Source organism: Paenibacillus sp. B01 (assembly GCF_009649995.1).
Lineage (GTDB): Bacteria > Bacillota > Bacilli > Paenibacillales > Paenibacillaceae > Paenibacillus_O > Paenibacillus_O pasadenensis.
Genome location: NZ_CP045802.1, coordinates 838708 through 854877, shown reverse-complemented (window position 1 = coordinate 854877; position 16170 = coordinate 838708). Strand labels below are relative to the sequence as shown.

Annotated in this window: 12 protein-coding genes; 1 reads left to right on the top strand and 11 read right to left on the bottom strand. The window is 66.4% G+C overall.

Annotated elements, in window-relative coordinates; all coding sequences use genetic code 11:
• The first annotated feature begins 148 nt into the window (after window positions 1-148).
• Window positions 149-1713 (top strand): IS3 family transposase gene (locus GE073_RS03735; RefSeq protein ID WP_101807520.1). Its coding sequence is split into 2 segments (ribosomal slippage): window positions 149-785 and window positions 785-1713, totalling 1566 coding nucleotides; the frame shifts between segments, so codons are not numbered across the junction.
• Between the two features lie 74 nt (window positions 1714-1787).
• On the opposite strand, the gene GE073_RS03730 is transcribed toward GE073_RS03735, so the two are convergent.
• The 11 genes from GE073_RS03730 to GE073_RS03680 form a co-directional block, all read right to left on the bottom strand.
• Window positions 1788-3758 (bottom strand): ABC transporter ATP-binding protein, encoded by a 1971-nt coding sequence (locus GE073_RS03730; RefSeq protein WP_153782784.1) that lies wholly within the window; start codon window positions 3756-3758, stop codon window positions 1788-1790.
• On the bottom strand, window positions 3751-5475 hold the full coding sequence (locus GE073_RS03725; RefSeq protein ID WP_153782783.1) for an ABC transporter ATP-binding protein: 1725 nt from the start codon (window positions 5473-5475) through the stop codon (window positions 3751-3753). Before GE073_RS03725 ends, GE073_RS03730 begins: the two co-directional genes overlap by 8 nt.
• Before the next feature lie 661 nt (window positions 5476-6136).
• Window positions 6137-6625, bottom strand: coding sequence for a GrpB family protein (locus GE073_RS03720; RefSeq protein ID WP_101808527.1), 489 nt, complete (start codon window positions 6623-6625; stop codon window positions 6137-6139).
• Between the two features lies 1 nt (window position 6626).
• Window positions 6627-7787 carry a phosphotransferase enzyme family protein gene (locus GE073_RS03715; RefSeq protein ID WP_101808526.1) on the bottom strand — a complete coding sequence of 387 codons (1161 nt, stop codon included), beginning with the start codon at window positions 7785-7787 and terminating at the stop codon, window positions 6627-6629.
• A gap of 264 nt (window positions 7788-8051) precedes the next feature.
• The gene (locus GE073_RS03710) at window positions 8052-8753 is read right to left on the bottom strand and encodes a DUF4166 domain-containing protein (RefSeq protein ID WP_028600088.1); all 702 of its coding nucleotides are present in this window, start codon (window positions 8751-8753) and stop codon (window positions 8052-8054) included.
• 169 nt (window positions 8754-8922) lie between these two features.
• A complete protein-coding gene (locus GE073_RS03705; protein WP_228551250.1) occupies window positions 8923-10161 on the bottom strand; it encodes a DoxX-like family protein in 1239 nt (412 codons plus the stop codon).
• Window positions 10154-10690: a thiol-disulfide oxidoreductase DCC family protein gene (locus GE073_RS03700; RefSeq protein WP_084137487.1), complete on the bottom strand. Its 537-nt coding sequence runs from the start codon at window positions 10688-10690 to the stop codon at window positions 10154-10156. Before GE073_RS03700 ends, GE073_RS03705 begins: the two co-directional genes overlap by 8 nt.
• Before the next feature lie 1001 nt (window positions 10691-11691).
• Window positions 11692-12489 carry a response regulator transcription factor gene (locus tag GE073_RS03695; RefSeq protein WP_153782782.1) on the bottom strand — a complete coding sequence of 266 codons (798 nt, stop codon included), beginning with the start codon at window positions 12487-12489 and terminating at the stop codon, window positions 11692-11694.
• The gene (locus GE073_RS03690) at window positions 12486-14054 is read right to left on the bottom strand and encodes a sensor histidine kinase (RefSeq protein ID WP_153782781.1); all 1569 of its coding nucleotides are present in this window, start codon (window positions 14052-14054) and stop codon (window positions 12486-12488) included. The genes GE073_RS03695 and GE073_RS03690 overlap by 4 nt, the downstream gene beginning before the upstream one ends.
• Before the next feature lie 301 nt (window positions 14055-14355).
• A complete protein-coding gene (locus tag GE073_RS03685) occupies window positions 14356-14733 on the bottom strand; it encodes a sensory rhodopsin transducer (protein ID WP_028600087.1) in 378 nt (125 codons plus the stop codon).
• 156 nt (window positions 14734-14889) lie between these two features.
• Window positions 14890-16140 (bottom strand): rhamnogalacturonan acetylesterase, encoded by a 1251-nt coding sequence (locus GE073_RS03680; protein ID WP_153782780.1) that lies wholly within the window; start codon window positions 16138-16140, stop codon window positions 14890-14892.
• Between the last annotated feature and the right edge of the window lie 30 nt (window positions 16141-16170).

Below are 16170 nucleotides of genomic sequence, written 5' to 3'. Positions count from 1 at the left end.
AAGCCTGAGGCGGTCGGAGAAACAGAGCCCATGGGCCGAGTCGTCTCCCCTTTCCGCAACGACCAAAAGCCGTCCCGGCAACTGATATGCTCCCCTTTAGGTAGACAGGTGAAATAATAAAAACCTGTTTATCAAGGGGAGTTTTTTCATGTCTCAAATAAATGAGTACTGCGGAGAAGAGAAATTGGCCATTCTGAAGGAGTATGAAGCAGGACGGGGATCACGAAGAGACATCGCTTGTAAATATAACATTAACGTCAGTACGTTGAAGGAATGGCGACGTCGTTATGAACTGTACGGATTCGAAGGGTTAGCATGGCGTGCAGAGAATAAGAGCTACTCAGTGGAACTTAAACTTCAGGCTGTTCAAGATTATCTATCTGGAAAGTACTCACAGAATGAAATCATAAGGAAGTACCATATGGCAAGCCGTACACAGCTCCGAAACTGGATTAAGAAGTATAATAGTCATAGCGGTCTAAGACCGTATAAGAACGGGGGCGGAGCCGCTATGACAAAGGGACGGACAACGACTTGGGAAGAACGAATGGACATTGTAATCTATTGCTTATCGCAAAATCGAAACTATCAAAAAGCAGTAGAGAAATATCACGTTTCTTATCAGCAAGTTTACGGATGGGTAAAGAAGTACGAAGCAGATGGCGAGAACGCTTTGCGAGACGGCAGAGGGCGCACAAAGGCACCTGAAGAGTTATCTGAGGTCGACCAGCAAAAGCTCGCCATGAAGAAACTGGAGTACGAGGTTGAGCGGCTTCGGGCGGAGAATTCTTTCTTAAAAAAGTTACAGGAGTTTCAAGGGAGGCGTCGCTAAGCGGACATCGACAGGAAAACATTTATCTCGCTATCCAAGCCGTGCAGCAGGCAGAAGCGCTTAGCATACAGCTACTGTGCAAGGTGGCGGAGATTCCAAGGTCAAGCTACTACAAGTGGCTCAGTCACAAGCCTAGCCAACGACAGTTGGAGAACCAGGAGCTTACGGCGGTCATGATGACGTTATATGAAAAGGTTGAAGGCACCTTCGGTTACCGTCAATTAACGCTGCATATGCGTCGACAAACGGAGAAGCGGATTAACCACAAACGCGTGTATCGTCTGATGAAGATAAAAGGGATTCAGTCCGTCATTCGCAGGAAGAAAAAGAAATATGAACGTTCTACACCGCAGCACGTAGCTGAGAACGTATTAAACCGTGCGTTTCAAGCGGAAGCACCGAACGAAAAGTGGCTAACGGATGTCACTGAATTTAAATATGGCAACGGTCAGAAGGCCTATTTAAGCGCCATTCTCGACCTTCATGATAAATCGATTGTTTCTTATGTACTGGGACATTCCAATAATAATCCGCTCGTGTTTAAAACATTGAAGTTGGCGCTAAAGGCAGCGCCAAGAAGCAAAGCGCTCCTTCATAGCGACCGGGGCTTCCAGTACACGTCTTCGAGTTTTAAGAAAATGTTGGATAAGGCTAAGCTGAAGCAGAGCATGTCCCGGGTCGGACGTTGTATTGATAACGGTCCTATGGAATCTTTTTGGGGAACGTTGAAATGTGAGAAGTACTACTTGCATAAATACCAAACTTTTGAGCAGCTAAAGAACGATATTGATGATTACATCCACTTTTACAATTACGAACGATTGCAGAAAAAACTAAACGGCCTCAGTCCCATTGAATTTAGGGCTAAGGCCGCTTCATAGATCTTTATTTTTTGTACTGTCTACTTGACGGGGTGCAGTTCAAACCCGGGACGGCTGTTTCTCTATTGGCCTCGTCACTTGAAAGAGCTGCGCTTCGGACCGGAGCCGGCGGCTTGCACGTCCGCCTCCGCCGCCTCCGACACCCTCGACCCCGCCGACTCGCTGGCGCTGTCGACCGACTCGCCGCGCTGCGTGCTGCGGTACAGCTCGGCGTAAAAGCCGTCCTGCGCCAGCAGCTCGTCATGCGAGCCGTGCTCCAGCAGGCGGCCGTCCTTGAGCACGAGGATGCGGTCCGCCTCGCGGATCGTGCCGAGCCGGTGCGCGATGACGAAGCTCGTGCGGCCCTGCATGAGCCGCTGCAGCCCTTCCTGGATCTTGATCTCCGTCACCGTGTCGATGCTGCTCGTCGCCTCGTCGAGCACGAGCATGGACGGATCGGCCAAAATCGCCCTCGCGATCGCGAGCAGCTGCCGCTGGCCGCTGCTGATGCCGCTGCCGTCCGCGCTCAGCCGCTTGTCGTAGCCGCCCTTGAGGCGCACGATGAAGCTGTGGGCGTTGGCCAGCTTGGCGGCCTCCTCGACCTCCGCGTCGGTGGCGTCCAGCCGGCCGTAGCGGATGTTCTCGCGGATCGTGCCCTCGAACAGGAACGAGTCCTGCAGCACGAACGCCATCTGCGAGCGCAGGCTGTCCCGCCGGATCGACGCCAGGTCGCGGCCGTCGAGCGTGATCCGTCCCTCCGTCGGCTCATAGAACCGCGACAGCAGGTTGATGAGCGTCGTCTTGCCCGCGCCGGTCGGACCGACGAGCGCGATCATCTCGCCCGGCCGAGCCGTGAAGCTGACGCCGGAAAGGATTGGCTTGCCCTCGTCGTACGCGAAGCCGACGTGCTCGAACCGCACTTCCCCCAAGACGCGCTCGATCGGCTGCGCCGCGCCGTCTTCCTTTTCCTCCGTGTCCTCGTCCATGATCTCGAACACCCGCTCCGCCCCCGCGATCGCCGACAGCAGCGTGTTCCACTGGTTGGCCAGGTCGTTGAGCGGCCTCGTGAACTGGCGGGAATACTCGGCGAACACGATGATCGTGCCGACCGTGATGACGTCCCGCGTGGCCAGGATGCCGCCGATGCCGGCGACGATGGCGAAGCTGAGGTTGTTGAGGCTGTTCATCACCTTGGGGATGAAGCCGGAGATCGTCTGCGCCCAGAAGCCGGCGGCGCGGATGCCTTCGTTGCGCGCGCGGAACTCGCCCTGGACGCGCTCCTCCTGGGAGAACGCCTTGATGATGCGCTGGCCGGACAGCGTCTCCTCGATGTAGCCGTTGAGCTCGCCGAGGCTGCGCTGCCGCACCTTGAACAGCGGGCCGGTGCGGCGGGTGATCCAGCGGATGCCGATGAACATAAGCGGCACGACCGTGAACGTCAGCAGCGTCAGCAGCGGGCTCAGCCACAGCATGACCGAGACGGTGCCGACGAGCGTCAGCACGCTGGAGAAGATCTGAATCGCCGAGCTGTTGAGCGTGCCGCTGACGTTCTCGATGTCGTTGGTCAGGCGGCTCATGATCTCGCCCTGCTGGCGCCGCCCGTAGAACGGGATCGGCAGCCGGTGCAGATGCGCGAACAGGTCGGTCCGCAGCCGGTACACCGTCTCCTGCGCGATCGAGATCATCCAGACGTTGTGCGTCCAGGAGACGGCCGAGGTCAGCACGTACACCCCGCCGAGCAGCAGCAGGAACCATCCCCATGGAAAATCGGGCGCGTTCGCCGCGCCTTCATCGAGATAAAGGTCGACCGCCTGGCCGACGAGGTACGGCCCGAGCAGCGCGAGGCCGGAGCTGAGCGCGACGAGCGCCAGTACGGCCGTCAGCTTGAGCTTGCGCTCCGCCAGGTAGCCCCATAGCCGCCGCAGCGTGCCGGACATGTTTTTCGCGCGGGCCTTGGGGCGCGTGCCGCCGCGGTGGCCGCCGCCTTGCGCCGCCTCCGGCATGGAGGCGGCAGAGTCTGTCTCCGGCTGGGGGACGCGGAACGGGTCCAGCCATCGTTCACGCATGGCGCGCCTCCTTTCCCGCTTGCGACTCCACGATGCGGCGGTACAGCCCGGAGCCGCGCAGCAGCTCCGCATGCGTGCCGGACGCGATCAGGCGCCCTTCGTCGAGCAGCAGGATGAGATCCGCCGAAGCGGTCGATGCGATCTTCTGGGTGATGAGGAACGTCGTGCAGCGCAGCGCCTCGAGCTCGCCGAGCAGCGCGGCCTCGGTCTTGACGTCGAGCGCGCTCGTGCTGTCGTCGAGGACGAGCAGCTGCGGCTCGCGCACGAGCGCGCGGGCGATCGACAGCCGCTGCTTCTGGCCGCCGGACAGGTTGACGCCGCGCTGGCCGAGCCGCGTCTCGTAGCCCTGCGGCAGGTTCAGGATCGTCTCGTGCAGCTGGGCGGCGCGGGCGGCCTCGGCGATCTGCGCGTCGGTCGCCTCGGGGCGGCCCCAGGCGATGTTTTCGCGCACCGTGCCGGAAAACAGCACCGCCTCCTGCGGCACGTACCCGATGCTCCCGCGCAGCGAGCGCACGTCAAGCCGGCGGACGTCGGTCCCGCCGACGCGCACCTCGCCCGCGTCCGCGTCGTACAGCCGCAGCAGCAGCTGGGCGAGCGCCGACTTGCCGGAGCCGGTCGCGCCGAGGATGGCGATCCGCGAGCCGGCCGGCGCGCGGAACGAGATGTCCTCCAGCGTCGCCCGGTCGCTGTCCGGATAGGTGAAGGAGACGTTTTTGAATTCGACATCCGCGCCGGCGAGTCGCTCGACGCCTGCGCGCTCGGCGCTGGAGGCGGCGTCGCCCGAGCGCAGCACCTCGCGGATGCGGCCCGCCGAGGCGCCCGCGCGCGAGAACATCGCGGCGATCCACGCGAGCATGCTCATCGCGCCGATCGTGCGCAGCGCGTAGTTGACGACGGCGACGGTCTCGCCCTCGGTCGCCGTGCCGGAGGCGATGTCGAGCCGGCCGAACCAGAGGATCGCGAGGATCGCCGCGTTGACGAGCAGCATGATGAACGGCAGCGTCGTCTCGGTCAGCCGCAGCGCGCCGACGGTGCCGCGCATGAGCTCGCCGCTCGCCTCGCGGAAGCGGCGGTTCTCCTGGTCCATGCGGACGAAGACGCGGATGAGGCGGATGCCGGTCAGATTTTCCTGAATGACGCCGTTGACCCGGTCAAGCCGCTGCTGCACCAGCTGGAACAAGCGGCCCGCGCGCCGGATCATCCACCAGACGAACAGCAGCAGCGGCGGTACGCTTGCCGCCAGCATGAGGCCGAGCTTGAGGTTGACGATCATCGCCATGATGACGCTTCCAGCAACGACGAGCGGGATGCGCGTCATGAAGCGCAGCGCCATGAAGATCGTCTCCTGCACCTGGCTCACGTCGCCGGTCAGGCGGGTGATGAGCGAGGAGGAGGCGAAGCGGCTGAACGTCTCGAAGGCGAAGCCTTGCACCTTGGCATAGAGCCGCTCGCGCAGGTCGTAGCCGAAGCCTTGGGCGGCGTAGGCCGCATAGTAGGAACCGATGATGCCTGCCGCGAACGCCAGCAGCGCGCCTCCGGCCAGCACGCCGCCCCACATCCAGACGACGCCGGTGTCGCCGGCGCGGATGCCCGCGTCGATGATGCGCGAGATGATGAACGGCTGCGAGAGCTCGACGGCCAGCTCCAGCAGCATCATGAAGAGGGCGACGCCGGCCGACAGCCGGTACTTGCCCAGCGATGACAGAACCTTGTCCATGAGTCGAGTGGTGCACCTCCCAGATGATGGTCTCTATGCTACCAGTATACCCCAACTCTATCTTAGAAATAAAAGATTGGCGGCGGGCTTGGCGGCAGGCTTGGCCTTAGGGATGGCGCTTGGCTTGATCGGTTCTTCGCCTATTGGCAAGAAGGAGCGAGCGGTTACCGGCGCGGCGCGCTGCCTTGCCCGTCCAGTCCGGATGCGAGGACGGGCTGCGCGGTTCGGCGGACAGGTTTTGGAGGCATGGAAAAAATCCAAGGCAGATTTGTGCCTTGGATTGGGCCGTTCGGCGGGATTCCGGCGGATCCAGGGCAGGTTTGTGCCTTGGATCGGGCTGTTCGGCGGGATTCCCGGGGATCCAAGGCAGATTTGTGCCTTGGATCGGGCTGTTCGGCGGAATTCCGGCGGATCCAGGGCAGGTTTGTGCCTTGGATCGGGCTGTTCGGCGGGATTCCCAGGGATCCAGGGCAGGTTTGTGCCTTGGATCGGGCCGTTCGGCGGGATTCCCAGGGATCCAGGGCAGGTTTGTGCCTTGGATTGGGCTGTTCGGCGGGATTCCGGCGGATCCAGGGCAGATTTGTGCCTTGGATCGGGCGTTCGGCGGGACGTAGGAGGGCACGGTGCTCCTAGACGAAGGGCATATTCTTTCGCCCGAAGACTAATTCGCCCCCCTACCCAAAATTTCCGCGAAAAACGCCGCCTTGGCCTCGCGGTACTCGTCCATGCTCTCGCCGTCGAACCGGAGCTTGAGCGCGTCGTACCGCTCGCGCAGCTGCGGATCGGCTGCCAGCGCGTCCCGGAGCCGCGCGAAAAAATCCATGTCCGACCCGATCGCCGTCAGCTGCACGCCGAGCGGCGGATCGGCGTCGTCGCGCTTGAACGAGCGGAAGCTCTCCGTCCGGCCGCTGCCCTCGTTTTCGTCGTAAAGCCGCTCCAGCGCGGCCTCCGCCTCCGCCATCCGCTCCAGCGGCACGCGCACCTGCAGGTCGAGGTCGCCCTTGGTCCGGCTGCCCGGCACCGCCGTGCTGCCGATATGCTGGACGTCCGCGTCCGGCAGCAGCTCGCGGATGCGGGCGGCTTCCCGGCGGAAGGCCGCCTCCGCCCGCTCGAACAGAGCCGGATCGCGGCTCAGCGACATCCGCTCCATGTCAGTCCCTCCGTTCCGATGCCGCCTTGGCCGCCGGAGCCGGCTGTCCCGCCGCTTCGGCCGCCAGCGCGCGGAAGTCAAGCTTGGAGATCGGCTCGCCGGCGACGATGCGGGCGCGGATCTCGGCGATCCAGTCGGCCATGCGGCCGACCTTTTCCGACTCGTCGAGCTTCTTGGCCAGCACGGTGTAGAGGACGAGGTCCCGCATGCGCATGAACAGCCCGATCCGGTCCAGCCAGTCCAGGTCCAGCTCATGCTCGGAGGCGTAGCCTTCGTAAAAAGGCTGGAAAAACGCAGCCGCGTACGCCTCCCGCTCGACCTCCGGCAGCTGCTGCACCGCCGCTCCGCCGAGCGCGTAGTAGAGCGGGATCGCCAGATCGTGCACGAACCAGTTGTACTCCGCGTCGTCGAAGTCGAACACCGTCAGCTTGCCTTCATGCGCGTGGAAGTTGCCTTGGTGGATATCGCCGTGGATGAGGCCGTAGCTGTCGTCCGCAAGCGGCAGCCGCCGCAGCTCCTCCAGCACCTCTTCGAACCGGTCCAGCAGCTCCGGCTCGCCGGCCAGATACTGGCCGCGGCTCACGGTCAGCTCCTCCTCATGCCAATGATGGCGCGGATGATGAGCTTCATACGAGGCGCTGGCCCGATGCAGGCGACCGGTGACGGCGCCCCACTCGCGCACGAGCGCCGGATCCCAGCCGTCCGGCCCGGCCGCGGCGCGGGCGCCGGGCGCCTTGCGGAAGCGGCTGGCGTAGAACCGGCTGCCGTCCGCAGCCTCCAGCGGCACGACCCACTCGCCGGAGAGCGCGGGCTCGCAGGCGGCGACGTCCGCTTCCAGCCCTGAGGCGGCCAGATGGCGCAGCCAGCGGAGCTCTTCCTCCACCTGCTCCGCGCTGCGGTGGCTGCTGTGGGTGAGGCGCAGAATCGCCGGATCGCCCTCGCGATCCTCCAGCTCGAAGAGGTAGTTTTCGAAGTCGCCCAGCTTGCGAGGCTCTCCCTGCAGGCCGAACGCCTCGGCGGCGCGGGCGAGGATGTCGGGGGTGAAAAGGATGGATACGCTCGCTTCCATGAACAGGTCTCCTGTCGTTTTGGGATGGGAAAAGCGGCTGCCGGGGGCGGCGAGGCCGCATCGAACCGGACCGTAGCGCGGCTTTCCTTCCATCGTAAACGAACTCCCCTTCCAGCGGAAGAGGAGCTTCAGGGCAAGAACGGTTATAGCGGAAAGAGCGGAGCGAGAGCAGCCGAGCGACAGGCTGAGCGAGAGTGGACAGAGCGGGCGAGCGGCGGGAGAAAGGTCCAGATCCGCATACGGAGAAACAAGAGCCGGCGGAGCATCCCTTTCAAAGGAGGAGGGCCTTGGGACGGCAGGCGCCCGGCCGGCAGACCCGCTCCAGGCCGGATCAAGCCGGCGGCTGCGCCCCGTCCGCTACTCGCGCCCCTCGGTCCTCCGCGGCAGGACGTCCGCCGGCGGCGGCTCCTGGCCGACCTCCAGCAGCTCGCCGGCAAAGCTGCCGTCGTAGCGGAACACGTCGCCGAGCAGCGGATTGCGCACGCGCACCTCGATGCGGAAGCGGCAGGCGCGGTCGTCGTACCACTCATGCACATCGGCCGCGCCGGTCAGCAGCTCCGGGAAGCGGAAGCCGAGCCAGCCCTCGTAAAAGCGCTGCGCGCCCGAACGGATGCGGATGCCGCCCCACTCCGACGGCTCCGCCTCGATGTCCACCGCCAGATGCTGGCGGTTGCCGAGATAATCGACGATGCAGCCGCGCTCGCGGCTGTAGATCATCGTCGCGTCGAAGCGGCGCTCCTGCCGGCCGAAGCGGAATGAGCGGATCCAGGTGACCGTCTCGCGGCCGAAGCGGTCGCGGTAAGCGTAGTTGCGGATCGTGAACGGCACGTCGCAGCCGCTTTGCGGAAACATGATATGGCGCGTCGTTCCGATGCAGAGCGGAAGCGCGGCCAGCCGATTATGCCACACCTCGTGCATGACTCCCGTGCCGAGCGCGGCGAGGCCGGAGCGGCTGTGCAGCGAGAAGCGCTCGCGGATGCGAGGATGCAGCTCCGCGAAGCGGGCTCCGAGCGCCTGCTCATAGATGGAGCGTGGGGCTTCGTCCAGGCCAAGCGGCATGCGGTCCGCCGCGGAGGCGGCGGGCGGCGCGGGCGGCAGCTGCAGAGCGGAAGCGCCGGCAGGGCTTGAACGGCGGAGAACGCTCGCGGATGCGGAAGAAGCGAAGCCGCGAGGCGTGATCGAGGCTGCGGAAGAAGCGAAGCCGCAGGGCGTGATCGAGGCGCTGGAATCAGCGGGAGGACGGATCATCGAAAAGGCTCCTTTCGAAGTCGAGTGGGATGTCAGCGGCACCGTGCGATCCGTCCGCGCCCGAACGCGAGCGGAGCGGCGAATCGGCATCCGCTCGGCGCCGAGCCGCTTCCGATGCGGACGGCGGCTGGCGGCGGCAGCGGCCGGCGCGCGGGACGAAGGGCTGCGCCAGCAGCGCGGCCGCGCTCAGGCCGAGCATCGGCAGCGTCAGCGTGAGCGCGCTGAACGGCTCGGCCAGCTGCTCCGGGCGGGATATCAGCGCGCCGGCGGCAAGCGCGGCGAGCAGCACGCCCTGCCAGCGCAGCAGCCGGGCGGAGCGGCCGAGCAGCAGCGCCGCTCCAAGCGCCGCTTCGCCGAGCCCAAGCGCGGCCAGCGACATCCGGGCCGCCTCCGGCGAAAAGCCGAGGCCATGCAGCAGACGCAGCTCCTCCGACGACGGCAGCAGCAGCTTGGGCACGAGGCCTTCGTACAGCCACAGCCCGGAGAGCAGCGCCAGCGATACGGCGTACACGAGCGCGAGGCGCAGCGTCAGCTCGGGCGCCCAGCCTTTTTCGAGCCAGAGGCGGAGCCGGTCGAAGCTCCAGGCGGTCGCCCAGCCCATGAGCGGGCGGAAGACGAAGCGGTCCAGCAGCCGGCCGGACGCGCCGAAGCGGGTCGAGTACGTGTAGCGCGTCAGGAAGCGCAGCTCGCCGGGCCGCTCGCCCGGCTCGTACCGCCAGAAGCCGGCGCCGCTGCGGATGAGCGACAGCCTTTGCGGTGATTGGAACTGCAGCGCGGATACCCGTACGCCATCCGGACCGGTGCGCTCGCGCGTCGCGCCGCTGCCCCGGATCGCCAGCCCGAAGCCGATGCGCGTCGTGTAGAGGAAGCGCTGCGCTTCGCCTTCCTCGCGCGGGAGATAACGGATCGAGCTGAAGCGCAGGTCCCAGCGCTCATGCTGCTCCGGCTGCTGCGTATGCCGCCAGAGCTCCTCCATCGTGCAGCGCATGGCCAGCTCGACGTATACGGGCTTGCCAACGGGTCTGCGAGCATCGGCGGACGGCTCCGGCCGACCGGACTGCTTGCGAGACTCCGCCGACGGTTCCACCTGCTCCGGCTGGCGGCCGGCTTCCGCTGGCGGCTCCGGCCGACCGGACTGCCTGCGAGCCTCCGCCGACGACTCCACCTGCTCCGGCTGGCGGCGGGCTTCCGCCGCAGCCTCTATCTTCCGCTCACGCATCTTTTCCGCCTCCCGTCTCCGATGCCGCCGCAGCATCCTCTCTCACCGCCAGCCGCTCCTGCCCGAGCCGAAACGTCCGCGCCTGCTCCATGCCTTGCAGCAGCCGGCCGCTCAGCTCGCGTCCTTGCTCCACGGAGCAAGCTGCTCCGTGCACGCCGATCGGCGCGCCGACTCCAGTCAGCCGGCCGAGCCGATGCCGCACGGCGGCGATGCCGGCGTAAGCGGCGTCGCGCAGCGGCCGCGGCACGAGGCGAAGGGCGCTCAGCAGCGGCCACCCCCCGTCCAGCAGCCGGAACAGCTCGAGCGAGGCGGACGAGCGCGCGTAGGCGCGCCCGTCCTTCAGCAGCACGAAGCTGTCCGTCCGCGCTCCGTCGAGCCCGTGGCCGCGCAGCAGATACTGCCCCTCCTCCGACTGGAGAGCGGCGAAGCGAAGTCCGCCCGCGCGCTCTCTTTTGGCCGCGAAACGAGCCAGCCCGCCGCATAGCGCGCACTCCCCGTCCACCAGCGCCACCGCCTCGATCGGCCTCATGCGGCTCCCTCCCTTCGCGGGACGGCTGTCCGTGGTCGTCCCTGATCTGCCATCATCGTACCGCTGCGGCTGCTTTCGCGGCAGGCCCCAGTTTCATAGGCCCTCTGCCGCTGCGCCTCCACTCCGCGTCCCGGCGGATGCGGCTCCCGCTTCAAGGCTGCGGCATGACGGACTCCGGGACAGCCCGCCAGAGACCCTCCACGCCAAAAAAACCGCTGCCGCTTCCTTCTTCCACACGAACTCCGTCTCGCTTCTGGCTTCTGCAGAGAGCGTTTGGCGGGACACGGACTCCTTTCCTTTACTGTCCATGCCCGCTCCCCCCTCCGTCCCGTCTACATGCCCGTATGCTCGATTTTTCCGAGTCGTTCCGCCAGTTCGCCTGCATGCCGAGCTGATCGCGCAATTTGTCCGCTACCTTATCCACTCTTCATTCGTGGGTCGTATTGGAATTCCGGCCTCATGAACGTTCCTCATCGCTGGCGCAGGCCATGGTCCCCCAAATCATGCAAACGAGGGGAGCGGAACGAGCCGATGCCTTTCGTAGAAGCGACAGAGAGGTCCTCTTGGAAGTCGGATGGCCTTCGCCTGGGACGTCGGAAAATCCGGGCATCCGGCTTCCAGTGGAACCGGAGAAAGGCTCGGCTTGCGCAGCGGGCTAACCTTTCGGATCATTGAACATGGTGCTGAGGACGCTGCGCTGCCGACGAACCGCGCTCCTTAAAGGCAAAAATGACGTTAGCACGCGCTCATGCCGACAAACCGCGCTCCCTAAAGGCAAAAATGACGTTAGGATGCGCTGATGCCGACGAACCTCGCTCCCTAAAGGCAAAAATGACGTTAGCACGCGCGGTTCTCGTCAAAAATACCCGCTTCAAGGCTGCGGCATGACGGACTCCGGGACAGCCCGCCAGAGTCCCTCCACGCCAAAAAAAGCTTGCCAGGCGCAAGCCTTTCGATTCATGCGCTCCTCGCGCCTCTGATCCTCCGCCGAAACGAATCTCCTACCGCTGCTCGCCGCCGTCCGGCTCGCGGTCGTCGCCCCGGCGCAGCCGGCGCACGGCCTCGCGGCTCGAGCTCGCGCCGAGCTTCTTGAGGATGCGGTTCACCTGGTTCTTGAGCGTGCTCTCGCTCTTGAACAGCTTCCGCCCGATCTCGGCCTGCGTGCGGCCATCCTCGATCAGCTCGAACACCTCGCGCTCGGCCGGCGTCAGCGGCTGCAGCCGTTCCTCCCGCTTCAGGCGGCGAAATTCCTTGAGCAGCGCCTGCATCGGCGCCGGACGGCGCACCGCGTCGCGGATCGCGGCCGGCAGGTCCGCGTAGCGGCTTTTTTCCACATAGCTCGCCGCCCCCGCTCCGAACGAGCGCGTCATCATCGCTTCGTCCCCGACCGAGGTCAGCATGACGATCGGCACCTCGCGCAGCTCCAGCAGGTCGGCCGCGACCGCGATGCCGTCCCGCATGCCGTCACCGAGCTGGATGTCCATCAGCACCGCGTCGAAGTCGAGCGAGCGGGCCGCCTCAAGCGCCTGCTCCGGCCCCGCCGCCCAGCCCGCCACTACCAGGTCAGGCTCCGCCTCCAGGTACAGCGTCATGGAGCGCACCCACTCCGGGTCGTCCTCGACGATCAGCAGCCGGATCGACGCCGCATTATGCCGCTTCCCGTCCGGCTCCCGCACGGCGCGGCCGTACTCGCCCCGGCACTCGCCCCGGTCCGCGCCTCCGTTCCCGGATTCCCGCTCCCGCGCTTCCTCCGCCGCTTCTCCGCCTGTGCTCGGGGGCCTCGCCTCCGAATCTCTCATCGCCGCTCCTCCTCTCCGCCCTGCCTGCCGAGCTGCGGCAGCCGCAGCTCCGCCCTCGTGCCGCCGCCCTCCCGGCGCTCCAGCCGCACGCTGCCGCCCGCCATCCGCATCGCCTGATGCGCGTAGGACAGCCCGATGCCGTAGTTCATGCGCCCGCTCTTCGTGCTGTAGAACGGCTCGAACGCCTGCGCCAGCCGCTCCGCCGCGATGCCCTCGCCCGTATCGTCCACCCGGATGAGCAGGCGCCGGCGCTGCCGCTGCGCGTTCACGACCGCCTCGCCGCCAGCCGGCGTCGCTTCGATCGCATTCGCGAGCAGATTAACGAGCGATTCCTCCAGGTGAAAAGGATCCGCCAACGCCACCTCCGGCACGCCCCCGGACCGGACGCTCACTTGAACGCCCCGGGACGCGGCGAGCGGAGCGCTCCGCTCCGCCGCGCGCGCCAGCAGCTCGGGCAGCCGCACCGGCTCCGCCTGCCAGCGGATCGCTTTCAGCTGCGTCTGCAGCCGCTCCACCGTCTCCAGCATGCGGCCGGCGGAGCGCTGGATCTGCTGCAGCTGCTCGGCTCCGCGGACCGCCGGCTTCGATGGCGGAGGCGCCGACGCCGGGGGAGGCTCCGCTGCAGGAGCCGCGACTGCAGGTGCAGGGTCTGTGCCGACGGCTGCAGGAGCAGCCGGCTCCTTGGCGGCATCCCCGCGCTCCAGCTCCCGCCGCAGCAGCTCGGAGGCGAGGCTGATCTTGCCCAGCTCGTTTTTGAGCGAGTGGTTGAGCATCGACGCTCCGAGGCCGGCGGCGCGCATCGCGCTCTCCAGCGGATCTCGCTCCAGCCGCAGCCGGATGCCGAGCACGCCGTACAGGAACAGCCCCGCCGCCGCGGCGCCCATCGAGAAGACGATGAACAGCGATACATACCGGAAAAAATCGAAGTCCGGCGAGATCGCCCGCCCGACATTGATCAGCCCGAGCACCGCGAGCAGCGTCGGCACCATGATGACGGCCATGATCGCCCGCGAGCGCCGCTTCAGCGGATGCGCCTCGCGGCGCACGGCCAGGATCATCGCGGCGCATGCGGCAAGATAGTACGGAGCGGTCCAGACGAGCAGCAGCCCGTAATGGGGACCGCCTCCCCGCAGCAGCGCCTCGCCCAGCGACACTAGCGGCGGCAGCAGCAGGATCAGGGCGACGAGCGGGCTGGCGCCGCCATTCGCGACGCGCCATCCGCTTCCGCCGCTCGTCCCGCCCGTCGCGACGCGCCATCCGCTTCCGCCGCTCGTCCGGCCCGTCGCGACGCTCCGTCCGCTTCCGCCGCTCGCCCCGCCCGTCCCGGCGAGCAGTCCGCTCCAGACGAGCGCGAACACGAGCACCGCCCACGGCGTCAGGCAGGCGTTGAGCAGCTCCAGCGCTCTTGCTCCTGCGGGCTGGCCCGCCCGCTCCAGCCAGGAAGCGGCGCCGCCCAGCGAGGCCAGCGCCAGAAACGCCGCCGCCCAGCGGCTCTCCGCCTCGCGCGGCCGCGCCAGCAGCGCCGCCGCTCCGGCGGCCAGCAAGGCGAAGAAATAGATGAGCATCGCGGCGCCTCCTCTCCCCGGCGAAGTCTGTCCCGGCTCGCAGCCTTCTTCCCGCTGCGGAATGCCATAGATTTACTTTACCGAGCCGGCGGCGGATAGACAAGCGAGCATCATCGTTTGTACGATAAATCGCACAAAACGATCCCTGCGTTCGCCAGACGATCAAAATCGGGATGATCCATCATACAGATCAAGCAAAAACAGACCGCCAGCACCTCGAAGGTGGGCGGTCTGCTTTTGCTGCCGGCTTTATGAGATCAAAGCGAACGCTGTCCTCCACGCGCCAGCATCCCCGCCCGGCTCAGCTCCGCTCCAGCGGATGCGCCATGACGCTCATGAGCGCGAGCTCCGGCTGCGTCGAGTCGAGCCGGCTGTACTGCACGACGACCGGCACCGAGCTCGCCACGGTGACGGCGTAGGGCACGCCCGCGGGAATGCGCTCGCCGCCGCTGGCGAGGCCGGCGGTGCGGATATGGCGGGTGCGGCGGCCCGGCACCGTCTCGACGATGCCTGCGAGCGGCTCGCGGTCCTCGAAGTAGACGGTCAGCTCCAGCTCGGCCGGCTCGTCGCCGGCATTGAGCACGCAGATGCTCTCGTGGCTCTCCAGCGACCCGCTGCTGAGCGGCGGGATGTAGCCGTCCGGGATGATCCAGCTGCGGCTGCCTAAAGCTTGGGACATGATGGCTCCTCCTGTCGGTTGTCGGTTGTCGGATGTCGGATGTCGGATGTCGGATGTCAGCGTCGGCGACGACGCGCCTGCCGCTTTCTTTTCGACGCGGGCTGGAACGGATCCTCCACGGTCCACGGCCGGCCGGCAGCGGACTGCACGCCCGCGTCAAATGGAGCCCGGGCCCTCCGCGCTCTCGCGCAGGTACATGGCCAGCGGCTGCAGCCGGAGCCGGCGGATCTCCGCCGCCACGAGGCCGGCGAGGCGGACGGCACCGCGCTCCTGGAAATGCGTGTTGTCGCGCGTGCCGGATGGGTGGTTCAGCGACTCGCCGGGCAGCAGCCACATGAAGTCGTCCTTGGTGCCTTCGGGACCGGCCGCCTCGAACAGCTCCCGACTGAGCTCCGCCAGGTCGATCAGCGGCACGCCTTCCTCGGCGGCCAGCTCGCGCATCGCGGCCGGATAGTCGCCATGCGTATCCCGCAGCCGTCCCTCGGCATCGAAATCGCGCCGCTGCATCGACGTGACGAGAACCGCATGCGCCTGCCGCTCGCGAGCGCCGCTCACATAACGGCGCAGCGTGTCCTTGTAGCTGCCGAACGGCTCGGTGAACCGCTCGGCGTCGTTCTTCTGGTCGTTGTGCCCGAACTGCACGAACAGCCAGTCCCCCGGCTTCAGCCGCTCCAGAATCGCCTCCAGCCGCCCCTCGCGAATGAAGCTGAGCGAGCTGCGCCCTGAGACGGCGTGGTTGTCGACCGCGACGTCATGCTTGAACCGCGCCGGCAGCGCCTGTCCCCAGCCGAAATACGGATAGCCGGACGCCGGCTGGTCGCAGACGGTGGAATCTCCGGCGAGAAAAAGCCCGACCGCCTGAGGAGCCGGCGTCACGGTCAGCTCGCACAGCCGCGGCGCCTTGCCGGACAGCCGCAGCCGCAGCCGGCCGCCCCGCACGGCCGCAGCGAACAGCTCCTCGGCGTAGACGCCCGCCGGACGCTCCAGCAGCGGCAGCACGAGGCTGCCCTCGCCGAGCCTCACGCTCGTCGACGTCGCATGCCGCTCGTCGCCGCAGCGCACTCGGACGTGATAGATGCCGTCCGGCACTGCCACGGCGAATACGGCCTGCGCCGGAATCAGGATGCCTTCGCCGCCGGGCCGCAGCCGCTCGTGCACAGTCGAGCCCGGCTCGAAGCCCCAGCCGCGCTCGTCGCTGTAAGCATCGTCTGCCCGCACCTGCGCCGCGCCCGGCGGCGGCTCGCCCGGCCCGAAGGCGAAGCGCAGCTCCGCCGCGCCCCGGCCCGTTGCCGGCGGCTCGGCGGCGCTTGCTTCGGGCGCTTCGCCCGCTTGCCGCCTGGCGCCCTCGACAGGCGCAGCTCCGTCCTGGCGCGCCCCGGCGTCTCCATCCGGCAGATCCGCGTTCATCCTTGCCGCTTCCTTTTCCATGCCGCTCAT